The sequence below is a fragment of the Arthrobacter sp. NicSoilB8 genome (assembly GCF_019977355.1).
In the GTDB taxonomy this organism is placed as follows: Bacteria; Actinomycetota; Actinomycetes; order Actinomycetales; family Micrococcaceae; genus Arthrobacter.
This window is the reverse complement of sequence record NZ_AP024655.1, coordinates 397,383-410,684: the sequence shown is the minus strand read 5'-3', so window position 1 is coordinate 410,684 and position 13,302 is coordinate 397,383. Positions and strand designations below refer to the sequence as shown.

Sequence of the window (13,302 nt, the reverse complement as noted above, 5' to 3'; positions counted from 1 at the left end):
GAGATGCCTCCCACTGCCGCCCACGCCAAGGCGGAAACCTCGTCCCTGGGTGACCTGCTGGGCGACGTCACGCGGGACATGTCCACTTTGATGCGGCAGGAAGTGGAGCTCGCCAAGATCGAACTGAAGCAGTCGGCGGCCCGGGCCGGCAAGGGCGCCGGAATGCTCGCCGGGGCCGGCGTCGCGGGCCATTTCGTGCTCCTGTTCCTGTCCCTGGCGCTCTGGTGGGCGCTCGGGACGGTCATGGGGCTGGGCTGGTCGGCCGTCGTCGTCGCCGTCATCTGGGGAATCGTCGCCGCGATCCTGGCCGCCAAGGGGCGCAAGGAACTCAAGGCGGTCAAGGGCATGCCCCAGACCAGCGAGACCCTGCAGGAAATCCCGCCCACGCTTAAACCCAACTCCTAGTTCCAGCGAGGAATAACGATGAGTGAAAACCCGGATGTCATCCGAGCAGATATCGAAGCAACCCGCGCGCGGCTCGGCACCAACGTCGACGCCGTGGCGGACAAGGTCACGCCGTCGCACATCGTCCAGCGGCAAACCGACAGAGTCAAGGAAAACGTCAAAGATGCCGTCTTCGGAGTGAAGGAGAAAGTCATGGGCGCAGCCGACCATTCCACGGACACCATGCACTCCGCCGCCGGCAGTGCCGGTGCCCACCTGAGTGATGCCGGCTCCGCAATCGGCGATGCCCCCACGCGCGTCAAGACCAAGACCCGGGGCAACCCCCTGGCGGCAGGCCTGATTGCGTTCGGGGCGGGCCTGCTGGTCTCCTCCCTCATCCCGGCCAGCCAGAAGGAACGCGAAGCCGCGGATGCCCTGAAGACCGCGGCCGAACCCGTTACCACGGAACTCACCGAGGCCGCCAAACACGTGGCGGAAGGCCTCAGGGAGCCTGCCCAGGCCGCGATGGAAAACGTCAAGGCCACCGCCGCCGACGCCACCGAGCACGTCAAGGCCGAGGGCCACGGCGCAGTGGCGGACGTCAAGGATCGGACAGTCGAGGCCCGGGATAACGTCCAGCAGGCCTGATCCCGTTCGAACCCGGCCGGCCGTCCAGCGCTCACCCGCCGGACGGCCGGCCGCTGCACTTAACCCCGAAGGGAATTCGCATGTCCAAGAACTCCGCCGAGGCAGACACTCCCATCGACGCCGAAACCCAGGAGCGCAGCACCGCCAAAGCCCGCACGGCGCCCGCACCGGACGACTCCCGCAAACCGGGCAGCCCCGCCGACATCACCAGGCCCTCGTGGAAGTACATCGCCAGGAAGACGCTGCGCGAGTTCACGAAGGACCAGTGCCCCGATCTCGCCGCGGCCCTGACCTACTACTCGGTCCTCTCGATCTTCCCGGCGCTGTTGGCCCTGGTGTCCTTGCTTGGCATTTTCGGGCAGGCCGGGAAGACCACGTCCGCGCTCCTGGAGATCGTCCAAGGCTTCGCGCCTGCGGAAACTGTGGGCGCCATCCGCCAGCCCGTCGAGCAGCTCAGCAGCTCCTCCGCCGCCGGACTAACCCTGGTCATTGGCATCCTCACCGCCCTCTGGTCCGCCTCCGGCTATGTCGGAGCGTTTGGCCGGGCAATGAACCGGATCTACGAAATCGACGAAGGCCGGCCGTTCATCAAGCTACGGGGCACCATGCTCGTCGTGACTATTGCGACCGTGCTGATCGTTCTCGTGCTCTCAGCCATGCTTGTCCTGAGCGGACCGGTGGCCGAGGCCGTCGGGAACGCCATCGGCCTGGGCGAGGCCGTCCTGACGGCGTGGAACATCCTCAAGTGGCCGGTGGTGCTCTTGCTCGTGATCCTGGCAATCGCCATCCTCTTCTACGCCACACCGAACGTGAAGCAACCCAAGTTCCGCTGGTTGAGCATGGGTTCCGCAATCGCCTTGGTGATCTTCCTGCTTGCATCCCTGGCCTTCGCCTTCTACGTGGCCAACTTCAACAGCTACGAGAAGACCTACGGTGCCATTGGCGGTGTGATCATCTCGCTGCTGTGGCTCTGGATCCTGAACATGTCACTGCTGTTCGGTGCAGAGTTCGACGCCGAGATGGAGCGCGGCCGCCAGCTGCAGGCAGGAATCGAGGCCGAAAAGACCATCCAGCTGCCGCCCCGGGACACCAAACAGAGCGACAAGCTGCAGGCCCGGGAGGAAGAAGACATCCGGCGCGGACGCGAGCTGCGCGAGCAGCACGGCAGCCCGCGGGACCAAAGCCCCTAGCCATTCCCGGAGCGCGGCGTTGTACTGGGGGCTGCACGTACAGCCGGGCGAAGGGGTGGCGTCCGCCGAGCCGGGAGGAACAATGACGTCACCCGCGGGTCATGACGGCGGCATCGTGGCAGTCGGCTACGGCGGGTCCGAGGCCGCCCAGCTCGCCGTCCGCTGGGCTGCCGGGTACGCGGCCGCCACCGGGCTCGACCTCCGGGTGGTCCATGCGTGGGTGTGGCCGGTATTCACCAAGAATCTGGGCCCCGTCAAGGGAGTGGCCGGCAGCGGGCTGCGGCACTCCGCCGAAGCCATCCTCGCTGAGGGCGTCGAACTGGCCCGCAGCGCCGTCCTGGAAGCAACCGGGGGCGCCCCCGCCGCCCAACCCGCCGAATCAACAGCGACGGAAACAGCCGGGGCTGAGCCCGGCGTCCATCGTGCCGTGTCAGTCACAGGACCGTCCGCCACAGGGCAGGGACGCGCCGGGCCCGTCGTCGACGGCGTCATGGAGGCCGGGCTCGCCGCGCCCGTGCTGCGCGACGCCGCCCGGGACGCCCGGCTGCTGGTAGTCGGCAGCCGGGGGCTTGGCGCCGTGCTGGGCCCGGTGGCGGGGTCGGTCTGCCTTGATTTGGCCGGCTCCGCGCACTGCCCCGTGATGGTGATCCGGCGCCCGCGCCGACCCGGGCACCCCGTCGTGGTGGGAGTCGATGACTCCCCCCGCAGCCCTGCCACCGTGGCCGACGCGATCCAGCTGGCAGAAGTCCTCGGCGACTCGCTGCACCTCGTCCACGTGGATCCGCAGCGGTTCGGGACGCGGGATGAGCACGGCCGCCATGCCAGGCACCCCGGCCAGGAGCTGCTGGACCGTGCCGTCGACGACACCCGGAAGCTGGCGCCGGGGCTGGAGGTCTCCGGGCTCCTCCTCGAGGGCCATGCGGCTGCCCGGGAGCTGCTCACCGCCGCCGACGACGCCGACGTCCTGGTGCTCGGGACCCACAACCCCTCGGCGGGCCCCGGCAACACGGTGTCCGCCGTGCTGCACAAGGCGCACTGCAACGTCCTGGTCAGCCGATAGCCGCCGCAGGATCTGATTCGGAACAGCAGGGACTGCAGAAAAGGAGGCAGCGGTGCGAGCCTGGCGGGTTGGACGGCCGGGGCCCATGTCCAGCGGCCCCCTGGTGGCAGCCGACTGCCCGGATCCCCGGCCGGGGCGCGGGGAGGTCCTCCTGAAAGTGCGGGTCTGCGGTGTGTGCCGCACGGACCTGCATCTGGCCGAGGGCGACCTCGAGCCGCGGCACCCCGGGACCATACCGGGCCACGAGGTCGTCGGCGAGGTGATCGGGCTCGGCCCGGGGGCGGTCAGGTTCGGTCTTGGCGAACGGGTAGGGGTTGCGTGGCTGGGCAGCACGTGCGGCGCCTGCCGGTTCTGCCTGCGGGGCCAGGAGAACCTCTGCCTGTCCCCCACGTTCACCGGCTGGGACCGCGACGGCGGGTACGCCGAGCTCGTCACGGTGGCCGAGGACTTCGCCTACCGGATCCCGGACACGTTCAGCGACGAGCAGGCCGCACCGCTCCTGTGCGCGGGCATCATCGGCTTCCGTGCGCTGAGCCGCGCCGAGCTGCCGATCGGCGGCCGGCTGGGCATCTACGGCTTCGGCGGTTCCGCGCACCTGGCCGCCCAGATCGCCCAGTACCGCGGTGCCCGCGTGTACGTCATGACCCGGTCCGCGGAGGCGCGCAAGCTGGCCCTGGATCTGGGTGCGACGTTCGCCGGCGGGGCTGAGGAACAGCCTCCGGATCCCCTGGATGCCGCCATCCTTTTCGCCCCCGCAGGCGGGCTGGTGCCGGTCGCCCTGCGCGCCCTGGACCGCGGCGGGACACTCGCCGTCGCGGGCATCCACCTCAGCGACATCCCGCCCCTGCACTATAGCGACGAGCTTTTCCAAGAACGGCAGCTGCGCAGCGTCACGGCCAATACCAGGGCCGACGGCGAGGAGTTCTTCCGGATTGCCGCAGAGATCCCGCTCCGTCCCACCACGGTGGCGTACCCGTTCGATGCCGCGGATCAGGCTCTGCGGGATCTGGCGGAGGATCGGATCACGGGGGCGGCCGTGCTGCACATGGACACGGCGTAGCCCGAAAGAAGCGCACGCGCGGCGCCCCAAAGGCGCCCCAACGCACCCGCTCAGGGCGTCGGCAGGGCGTCGGCCGGGCATCTGCCGGGCATCACCCCCGCGGCCCGGCGTCCCGGCGGAACTCGTGCTCCTGGCCTGCCCGGAGCAACACTTTCTCGGCGCCGACCCGCACCAGCACGGGAGCCGCGTCCCCCGGCGCGGCGGAGACCCGCAGCCGGTCGCGCCCGAGGTGCACGGCCAGCAGCTGGTCACGGTAGCGGACCTGGAATTCCACCCGGGACAGCTCGGCCGGCAGCCGCGGGGTGAAGTCCAGGGCGTCCCGGGTGATCCGAAGCCCGGCGAAGCTGCGCTGGACCACGTCGATCGAGCCCGCCATGGCCCCCAAGTGGATGCCCGCACTCGTGGTGCCGCCCTGCGTGTCGTCCAGGTCCGTGTCCAGGGCCTCCCGGAAGGTCGCCCACGCGCGCTCCGGATCATGCTGGGCCAGCACCGAGGCATGGGCGACCCGGCTCAGGGTGGAACCGTGCGCCGTCCGCGCCAGGTAGAAGTCCACGGTGGCCGCGATCTGGGCCGGCTCGACGGCGTAGCCCATCCTGCGCAGGAAGCCCAGGAGCTGGTCCTCGCCCAGGACGTACAGGAGCATGAGGACGTCGGCCTGTTTGGCCAGCCGGTAGTGGTTGGGGCTGTCCCCTTCGGCTTCGAGGATCAGGTCAAGCCGCTCGATGTTCCGGTAGGCGCGGCGGTAGTGCTTCCAGTCGAGTTCCCGGAGTGAGCCGTAGCCGTCGAACTGGCTGATGATGCCGCCGTCGTGGAAGGGCACGAACATGCGCCGGCTCAGGTGCCCCCAGGCGTCGATTTCCGCGCCCGTAATTCCCAGCCGTGACCGCAGCTCCTCCATGTCGAAGCCCTGCACGGAATGCATGATCCACACCGCCTGGTCAAACACCCAGGCCGCCATGACGTTGGTGTACGCGTTGTCGTCCAGGCCGCCGCCGGGGTTGCCCGGATGGCCGGTGTGGTACTCATCGGGCCCCATGACACCCCTGATATGGAACCGGTCCTCCGCCGCATCGTGCTCGGCCAGGGAGGCGAACAGCCTGGCCACATCCACCACGATCTCGGCACCGTGCCGGGTCAGCCAGCCCCGGTCTTGGGTTGCCTCAAAGTACTGCCATGCGTTGTAGGCGACCGCCAGGCCGACATGCCGCTGCAGGTGCGAGTAGTCCGGCACCCAGTGCCCGGAGAGCTTGTTGAACAGGAACTTGGGCGTCTGCTCGGTGCCGTCGCTGCCGCTCTGCCACGGGAAGAGGGCGCCGCGCAGCCCGGCCTTCCGGGCCGCATCCCGCGCGGTCCCCAGCCGCCGCCAGCGGTAGTCAATCAGCTCGCGGGCCACCGCGGGCAGCCGCGAGTTCAGGACCGGCAGGACAAACAGTTCATCCCAGAAGATGTGCCCCCGGTAGCCCTCGCCGTGGAGACCGCGGGCCGGGACTCCGGCGTCGAGCTCGGCCGTGTGGGTGGTGAGCGTCTGCAAAAGATGGAAGACGTGGAGGTTCAGGATGAGCTGGGCCTGGGAAGGGGCATCGGAGTCAATGATGAACGGCGCCAGCAGCAGGCTCCATGCCGCCTCATGCTCTGCCAGCAGCGCCTCGAAGTCCTGGGGTGCGCGTGCCAGCACCGCGAGCGCCGCCGAGCCGGGCGAGGCGATGGCGTGGTCCCGCGATGTGGCGACGGCGACCGTTTTGGTCACCGTGACGGGGACGGCGTCCGCGACCTGCAGGTCGAAACGGTGCCCGTGCAGGCCCCCGGCCGACTCGGGAATCACACCAGCCCCGTTCGCGCCGCCGGGAACCCCGCCCGGGCCCCCGCGGGGATCCCCGCCAGAAGCTCCACCGGGAGCCCCGGATTCTGGCTGCGGCGGTCCGCCGCGGGAAATCCGGGTCCGCAGCGCCAGGGCGATTCCGATCCTGCTCCCGGTCGTCTGCACCTGAACCGTCAGCTCCGCGGCGTCCGAACCGTCCTCCGACGAAGAAACCGCCGAGGACACCGCCACCGCGCTCAGGTGCCGGTTGGCCAGTTGGGCGTCCTCGGGCACGTTGGAGTTGGTGACGCCGGTGTCGCAACCGCTGCGGATGCTGAGGGTGCCGCTCCATCCGACGGCGGTCAGTGTGGTTTCGAGTGCGGCCAGGTGGGGTTCGGCCATGGATACGAGCCGGCGCTGGAACAGCCGGAGCTGCCGCCCGGCGTTATCCTCCAGGAGCGCCTCCCTGCTCAGCAGGGCGCGTTTGAGGTCCAGGGTGCGGCGTTCGCTGCGGAGCGTCAGGCCGCCGTCGGACCACCACGCGCCGTCGCCGACCCGGACATCCAACGGCAGCCAGTCCGGGATGTTCACCATGTGCTCGTCGACCGTTTCTTCGCCTTGGACAACGCTCGCGAGGCTGTTGTAGACGCCGGCCAGGTAACTGCCGGGATAGTGGACCTCTCCCGCGCGGTGTTCCGGGGCGGCGCCGCGGGTGGCAAGGTAGCCGTTGCCGAGGGTGGTCAGCGCCTCCCGGTGCCCCTCGTGGGCCGGGTCGAAGCCCTCGTAGACCAGCAGCCACGGGTGTGTGATGACCAGCCCGATGTCCAGTTCGCTGACATCTTCAACCACGACGTCGGCGCCCGCGGCTTCCAGCGCGGCCCGCCGCCCGGCCCGGTCGAGGCCGACCACGAGCCCGAATCCTCCGCGCCGCCCGGCTTCGACGCCGGCGGCTGCGCCGGCGATGACCATGGCCCTGGCCGGGGTGAGCTCCAGCCGGCGGACGGCCTCCAGGGCCAGCGCCGGAGCCGGCATTCCGGCGACGTCGTGGTCCAGTGCCGTCTGGCCGTCCACGACGTGGTCAAAGACGTCGCCGAGGCCCGCGGCGGCCACGGTCGCGGCGGCGTTCCGGCTGGAGGTGGCGAGGACCACCGGGATCCGCCCCGCCCGGAGCCGTTCGAGCAGCGCGACGGTACCCGGGAACGCCGGGACAGGCCGGCCAGCGAGCAGGGCTTCGAATATTCCGTTCTGGCGCTGCGCGAGTCCGAACGCGGTCCACTCCGCAGGACTGTCCGCGGGCGAGCCGAGGGGGATGGACACGCCGCGCGAGGCCAGGAACGTGGCCACGCCGTCCTCCCAGGTCCGGCCCTCGATGCAGCGGGCGAAATCCTCGTCCGTGAGCGGCCCGGACCGGGCTTCGGCGGGGAACCGGGGATCCTTGATGACGTCGCCGACCAGCTGCTTCCAGGCCGCGGCGCGGAGTTCGCCGGTGTCGGTCACGACGCCGTCGAGGTCGAAGATCACGGCGTCGACGGGCGCCAGCGCGGCGGCAACTGTCGGCGACTCCGTCATGGGCCAGTCCTATCAGCGATCGCTGCGTGGTAACAGTGGCGTTTGGCCCGGGCTGCGCTCAGCCCAGGAGTGCGTCGAGGGTGGTGAAGCCGTAGCCGGCCTGGCGGATGCGGCTGATGACCTGGGGCAGCGCGTCGGCGTCCAGCGTGGTCCCGTCGTCGGGGTTGGACCCGATATGCATCAGGACTATTTCCCCCGGCCGCAGCGCCGCCAGGACCCGGTCCGCCACGAGTTGCGCCGTCACCCCGCCGCTGGCGCCTTTCCAGCCCAGGGTGTCGACGCTCCAGCGCACCGGAAGGTAGCCGAGGCTGTTGACCGTGGCGATGGTCCGGGCGTCGCGGCCGCCGAAGGGAAAGCGGAAGAGCGGCCGCGGGTCCGCGCCCGCGGCCCGGATGGCCTGTTCGGCCGCTGCGATCTGGTCCGCGATGACGGCATCCGACAGCCCGGTGAAGGCCGGATGCGTCATGGAATGATTGCCTACCCGGTGCCCGCCGGCGACGATCGCCGCCACGCCGCCGGGGTTCGCGGCTGCCCAGCTGCCGGTGAGGAAGAACGTGCCCCGCACGCCCGCGGCGGCGAGGCTCTGCAGGATGCTGGGGAGTCCGGCGGAGTTGGCGCCGGCGTCGAAGGTCAGGGCGACCGCGGGGCCCGCCCCCGGGATTGCTTCGAGGTCGCGGCCGGCGAGCGCGGCGGGGAACGGCGCCGCCGGCGGAACGGGCGCGGGAGCCGGCAGATCCGAAGCCGGCGGCGCGGGCGGTACGGGCGGGGCGGGAGGTACGGCAGTGGCAGGCATGCTGGCGGGCGGCGAGGCGGGGGCCGGCGACGCAGATGCCGGAATCTCAGTCGCAGAGGCAGTCGCGGAGCCAGTTGCGGAGGCGGGCCCGGATCGAGACGGGGATACCGGCGGGGACGCGCCTGGCGCCCCCTGCCACATCAGGACCGCCACCCCGCCGGCCAGCAGCAGCACCACCAGAGCCACCACAGCCGCGACGACCCGTTGCCGGCGCCGGCCGCCCGCGCCCATGAACCTCATGTTTCACCTTGGCACCACGCGCCACGGCAGGCTAGGGCTCAAAGGCCCCCGCAGGCGGCAGGAGCGGGGCAGTAGGATTCAAGTAGTCGAGGACACGCCGTCGAAGGTAAGAAAATCCGTGAAATTCGTGCTCCGGTATCCGCTCGTCGCGGGGACCCTCGTTGCGCTGCTGGCGGTGCTGGCCCTGGTGGCCGCAGGCCAGGAAGGCATAGCCCGGGTCGCCGCGAGCATCTATGCCCTGGCCGTGGCGGCCTACCTCGCCGTCGGAATGGCACGGCGGCTCGCGAGCGGGCAGTTCGGCATCGATGTCCTGGCCGTCACCGCAATCGTCAGCACGGTGCTGGTGGGCGAGTACATCGCCTCAATGATCATCGTGCTCATGCTTGCCGGCGGTACCGCCCTCGAGGACTATGCCGCCGGCCGCGCCAAGGGCGAGCTGACAGCGCTGCTGGAGCGCGTCCCGCAGACGGCGCACCGGGAACGCGACAGCGGCGGCACCGCTGCCGGGCCCCCCGCCGCCGGAACCGACACTGCCGGCACCAACACTGACGGCCAGCACGAGGACGTGGCGGCCACCGACGTCGAGATCGGTGACATCCTGCTGGTCAAGCCCGGCGAGGTGGTCCCGCTGGACGGCGTCCTGCTCTCCGAATCCGGATCGTTCGATGAATCCTCGCTCACCGGAGAGAGCCTGCCGGTGGAAAGGTCCGCCGGGGACGGGCTCATGAGCGGGTCGCTGAACGGTGAGGCCGCGGTCCGGATGCGGGTCACGGCACGCATGGAGGATTCGCAGTACAGCCGGATCGTTGCCCTCGTGAAGGAGGCCGCGGAAAGCAAGGCGCCCATGGTCCGTCTGGCCGACCGCTATGCCGTGCCGTTCACAGCCCTCGCCTACGTGCTCGGCGCCGTGGGCTGGATCATCAGCGGCAGCCCGGAACGCTTCGCCGAGGTCCTCGTGGTGGCCACGCCGTGCCCCCTGCTGATCGCCGCGCCGGTGGCGTTCCTCGGCGGGATGAGCCGGGCCGCGCGCTCCGGCGTCATCGTCAAGTACGCCGGGGTGCTGGAACAGCTGAGCCGGATCAAGACGGCAGCCTTCGACAAGACCGGAACCCTCACCTACGGCCGCCCGTCCCTGGTGGCCATCCGGACCGCCGGGTCCCGCTCCGAGGACGAGGTCCTGCAGCTGGCGGCGTCCGCGGAACAGTATTCCTCGCATGTCCTGGCCGCCTCGGTGATGGACGCCGCCCGTTCCCGGGCCCTGCCCTTCGCGTCCGCCACCGAGGCCACCGAATTCGCCACGCACGGGGTGCGGGCCCGGCTCGACGGACAGGATGTTGTGGTGGGCAAGCCCGCGTTCGTCGCGGAGTGGGCCTCCGGCGTCGCGGAGGCGGAGCTGGCCAGCGGCGAGCTCGCCATCTACGTCGGTGCGGGCGGCGAGTTCGTGGGCTCCCTGGTGATGAGCGATCCCATCCGCAAAGAGACCCGCCGCACTCTCGGCGAACTCAAGGCCCTGGGCGTGGGCCGGACGGTCATGCTGACCGGCGACGCGCTCGCCACGGCCCGGCACATCGCGGCCGAGGCGGGGCTCACCGACGTCCGCGCCGAGTGCCTGCCGCCGGACAAGGTTGAGGCCGTCCGATCACTGCCGGACCGTCCAGTCATGATGGTCGGCGACGGCGTCAACGACGCCCCCGTCCTGGCGGTCGCCGACGTCGGCATCGCCATGGGTGCCCGCGGCTCGACGGCGGCCGGCGAGTCCGCCGACGTCGTGATCATCCTCGATGACCTTTCCAAGGTGGCGACGGCCGTACGGATCGGGCGGCGCACCGTGCAGGTGGCCCTGCAGAGCATCTGGATCGGCATCGGACTGAGCGTGGCCCTCATGCTGGCCGCGGCCGCGGGGTACGTGCCCGCCGTGGCCGGTGCCCTGTCCCAGGAACTGGTGGACCTCGCCACGATCCTCAACGCCCTGCGCGCCCTCGGCCCCGGGCGCGGCGGCGCGGCCAGCACAGTGGCGCCCCGTGAAGTACGGCGGGCCCCGCTACCGGGCTGACTCTGCCGTTGCTGAGGCTGCCGTGGCTTACGCTGTCTCTGCCTTTGCCGCTGCCTTGGCTGAGCCCGCCGTTTCCGTTTCTTCCGCTTCCGCGATCCGCGGCACCGTCCTGAGATAGCTGTCCGGGTTCAGGGAGATCGAGTCGATCCCTTCCCGCACCAGGAACGCGGCGAACTCGGGGTGGTTGCTGGGCCCCTGACCGCAAATGCCGATCTTGATGCCGGCGGCGTGGGCCTTCCGGATGGCCTCGCTGATCATCACCATCACGGCCTCATCCCGCTCATCGAAGAGCGCCGCGAGCGGGCCGGAGTCACGGTCCACGCCGAGGACCAGCTGCGTGAGGTCGTTGGAGCCGATCGAGAACCCGTCGAAGCGGGTGGCGAACTTTTCCGCCAGGACCACGTTGGACGGGATTTCGCACATCATGTAGACCTGAAGCCCGCTACTGCCGCGGACCAGGCCGTGCTCGGCCATCACGGCCAGGACTTTGTCCGCCTCCTGCGGCGTCCGGCAAAACGGCACCATGACGATCACGTTGGTGAACCCGAGCTTCTCCCGGACCCGTTTGAGGGCGGCGCATTCGAGTGCGAACCCCTCGCGGTAGCGGGCGTCGTAGTAGCGCGAGGCGCCGCGGAACCCCAACATCGGGTTCTCTTCCGGTTCCTCGAAGGCGCCCCCGCCGAGCAGGTGGGCGTATTCGTTGGTCTTGAAGTCGCTGAGCCGGACAATCACGGGGCGCGGATAGTACGGTGCGGCGATCTTGGCGATGCCCAGCGACAGGGCATCCACGAAGTACTCGGCCGGGTCCGCATAGGCCTGCGCCAGCTCCCGGATCTGCTGCGCCTCGGCGGGGTCCGCGACCCGTTCCGGATGGACCAGCGCCATGGGATGGACCCGGATCAGGCTGCTGATGATGAACTCCATCCGGGCAAGCCCGACGCCGTCGGCCGGCAGCCGCCACCACTGGAAGGCCGCGGCCGGGCTGGCGATGTTGACCATGACCGCCGTGCGCGTTTCGGGCAACGCCCCGAGGTCCACCTCTTCCGTTTCAAACGCCAGGGTGCCGTCGTAGACGCGGCCCAGGTCGCCCTCGGAGCAGGAGAGCGTCACGGGGCGGCCCTCGGCCAGGACGGCCGTGGCGTTGCCGGTTCCGACGACGGCGGGGACGCCCAGCTCGCGGCTGACGATCGCCGCGTGGCTCGTGGGGCCGCCGTGGTCAGTGACGATCCCGGCCGCCCGTTTCATGATGGGCACCCAGTCCGGGTCGGTCATTTCGGTGACGAGGATGGCGCCGTCGCGGAACTTCGCGATGTCCGCCGCGGCCCGGATGACGCAGGCCGTGCCGTGCGCGATCGAGTCGCCAATGGCCGACCCGGTGGCGAGCACGGGCCCCTGTTCCAGCAGATGGTGGATGGTGAAGTGCGGACCGGTCCGGCGCGACTGGACGGTCTCGGGCCGGGCCTGGACCATGAAGAGTTCCCCGGTCTCGCCGTCGCGGGCCCATTCCATGTCCATAGGCCGGCCGTAGTGGTTTTCGACACTGACGGCCCAGCGGGCGAGGGCAAGGATCTCGGCGTCGCCCAGCACGAAGGCCCGGCGTTCGGCCTCGGAGGTGTCCACCATGCGGGTGCGGGCGCTGCCGCCGCGGGCGTAGACCATTTTCCGGGCCTTGGAGCCGAGGGACTTTTCGATGATCGGGGTAATGCCGTCCGCGGCCGCGGATTCTGTCAGGAGCGGCTTGAAGACCAGGTACTTGTCCGGGTTGATGGTGCCCTGAACGACCGTTTCGCCGAGGCCCCAGGCCGCACTGATGACGGCGGCGCGGGGAAAGCCCGAGTCGGTGTCGATGGAGAACATCACCCCCGAGGCTCCGACGTCGGAGCGCACCATCCGCTGGACGCCGATCGAGAGGGCGACGTCCATGTGGTCGAAGCCCTTGACCTCGCGGTAGCTGATGGCCCGGTCCGTGAAGAGGGAGGCGTAACAGCGGCGGCAGGCGTCCAGCAGTTCCCGCTCACCCGCGATGTTCAGGAACGTCTCCTGCTGCCCGGCGAAGCTGGCGTCCGGGAGGTCCTCCGCCGTCGCACTGCTGCGCACCGCCACGGCGAGCCGGCCCTGGCCGGCGCGCTCGCCCAGGGACCGGTAGTGGACGCGGATGGAGTCCGCGATGTCGTCGGGGAACTCACTGGCAAGGAACAGCTCCCGGACGGCCTCGCCGGTCGCGCGCAGCGTGGCCTCTCCGGACCGGTAGGCCGCAATGCGCGACCGCATGGCCGCGTCGATCCCGTTGGCCGCGATGAATGAGCGGTACGCGGCGGCCGTGGTCGCAAACCCGTCGGGGACCCGGACCCCCTTACTTTGGAGGGTGCGGATGAGCTCGCCAAGGGAGGCGTTCTTGCCGCCGACCCGCGGGACGTCGGCCATGCCGATTTCGTCAAACCACATCACTGGCGATTCAGCCATCTCAGCGCTCCTGTGCGTTGTCGGTGGACCCATACTGCGTGGGA

At 70.3% G+C, this 13,302-nt stretch carries 9 protein-coding genes; 6 read left to right on the top strand and 3 right to left on the bottom strand.

Annotated features, from left to right (window positions below; all coding sequences use genetic code 11):
• Window positions 1–3: 3 nt before the first annotated feature.
• The 5 genes from LDO15_RS01895 (at window position 4) to LDO15_RS01875 (ending at window position 4,342) form a co-directional block, all read left to right on the top strand.
• Window positions 4–405: a phage holin family protein gene (locus LDO15_RS01895; RefSeq protein ID WP_223987689.1), complete on the top strand. Its 402-nt coding sequence runs from the start codon at window positions 4–6 to the stop codon at window positions 403–405.
• Window positions 406–423: 18 nt separating this feature from the next.
• Window positions 424–1,032, top strand: a complete 609-nt coding sequence (locus tag LDO15_RS01890; protein ID WP_223983433.1) for a DUF3618 domain-containing protein — start codon at window positions 424–426, stop codon at window positions 1,030–1,032.
• A gap of 80 nt (window positions 1,033–1,112) precedes the next feature.
• Entirely contained in the window at window positions 1,113–2,222 is a 1,110-nt protein-coding gene (locus LDO15_RS01885; RefSeq protein WP_223983431.1) for a YihY/virulence factor BrkB family protein, read from the top strand.
• An 82-nt stretch (window positions 2,223–2,304) separates the two neighbouring features.
• The gene (locus LDO15_RS01880; RefSeq protein ID WP_223983429.1) at window positions 2,305–3,282 is read left to right on the top strand and encodes a universal stress protein; all 978 of its coding nucleotides are present in this window, start codon (window positions 2,305–2,307) and stop codon (window positions 3,280–3,282) included.
• Between the two features lie 85 nt (window positions 3,283–3,367).
• A complete protein-coding gene (locus LDO15_RS01875) occupies window positions 3,368–4,342 on the top strand; it encodes a zinc-dependent alcohol dehydrogenase family protein (RefSeq protein WP_263428338.1) in 975 nt (324 codons plus the stop codon).
• Between the two features lie 91 nt (window positions 4,343–4,433).
• Here the strand turns inward: LDO15_RS01875 and LDO15_RS01870 are convergent, their stop codons facing one another.
• Together LDO15_RS01870 and LDO15_RS01865 are read right to left on the bottom strand one after the other, a co-directional pair.
• Window positions 4,434–7,709 carry an HAD family hydrolase gene (locus LDO15_RS01870; RefSeq protein WP_223983425.1) on the bottom strand — a complete coding sequence of 1,092 codons (3,276 nt, stop codon included), beginning with the start codon at window positions 7,707–7,709 and terminating at the stop codon, window positions 4,434–4,436.
• A 58-nt stretch (window positions 7,710–7,767) separates the two neighbouring features.
• Window positions 7,768–8,742 carry a polysaccharide deacetylase family protein gene (locus tag LDO15_RS01865; protein ID WP_223983423.1) on the bottom strand — a complete coding sequence of 325 codons (975 nt, stop codon included), beginning with the start codon at window positions 8,740–8,742 and terminating at the stop codon, window positions 7,768–7,770.
• Between the two features lie 118 nt (window positions 8,743–8,860).
• Between LDO15_RS01865 and LDO15_RS01860 the strand changes: the two genes are divergently transcribed.
• Entirely contained in the window at window positions 8,861–10,795 is a 1,935-nt protein-coding gene (locus tag LDO15_RS01860; RefSeq protein WP_223983421.1) for a heavy metal translocating P-type ATPase, read from the top strand.
• A gap of 27 nt (window positions 10,796–10,822) precedes the next feature.
• Here the strand turns inward: LDO15_RS01860 and ppsA are convergent, their stop codons facing one another.
• Window positions 10,823–13,258 (bottom strand): phosphoenolpyruvate synthase, encoded by a 2,436-nt coding sequence (gene ppsA, locus LDO15_RS01855; RefSeq protein WP_223983419.1) that lies wholly within the window; start codon window positions 13,256–13,258, stop codon window positions 10,823–10,825.
• Window positions 13,259–13,302 lie beyond the last annotated feature (44 nt).

What these genes read in the sequence shown, in the direction of transcription:
- LDO15_RS01895 (WP_223987689.1), top strand. Translation starts at nt 4, where the DNA reads ATGCCTCCCACTGCCGCCCACGCCAAGGCGGAAACCTCGTCCCTGGGT.
- LDO15_RS01890 (WP_223983433.1), top strand. Translation starts at nt 424, where the DNA reads ATGAGTGAAAACCCGGATGTCATCCGAGCAGATATCGAAGCAACCCGC.
- LDO15_RS01885 (WP_223983431.1), top strand. Translation starts at nt 1,113, where the DNA reads ATGTCCAAGAACTCCGCCGAGGCAGACACTCCCATCGACGCCGAAACC.
- LDO15_RS01880 (WP_223983429.1), top strand. Translation starts at nt 2,305, where the DNA reads ATGACGTCACCCGCGGGTCATGACGGCGGCATCGTGGCAGTCGGCTAC.
- LDO15_RS01875 (WP_263428338.1), top strand. Translation starts at nt 3,368, where the DNA reads ATGTCCAGCGGCCCCCTGGTGGCAGCCGACTGCCCGGATCCCCGGCCG.
- LDO15_RS01870 (WP_223983425.1), bottom strand. Translation starts at nt 7,709, where the DNA reads ATGACGGAGTCGCCGACAGTTGCCGCCGCGCTGGCGCCCGTCGACGCC.
- LDO15_RS01865 (WP_223983423.1), bottom strand. Translation starts at nt 8,742, where the DNA reads ATGAGGTTCATGGGCGCGGGCGGCCGGCGCCGGCAACGGGTCGTCGCG.
- ppsA (WP_223983419.1), bottom strand. Translation starts at nt 13,258, where the DNA reads ATGGCTGAATCGCCAGTGATGTGGTTTGACGAAATCGGCATGGCCGAC.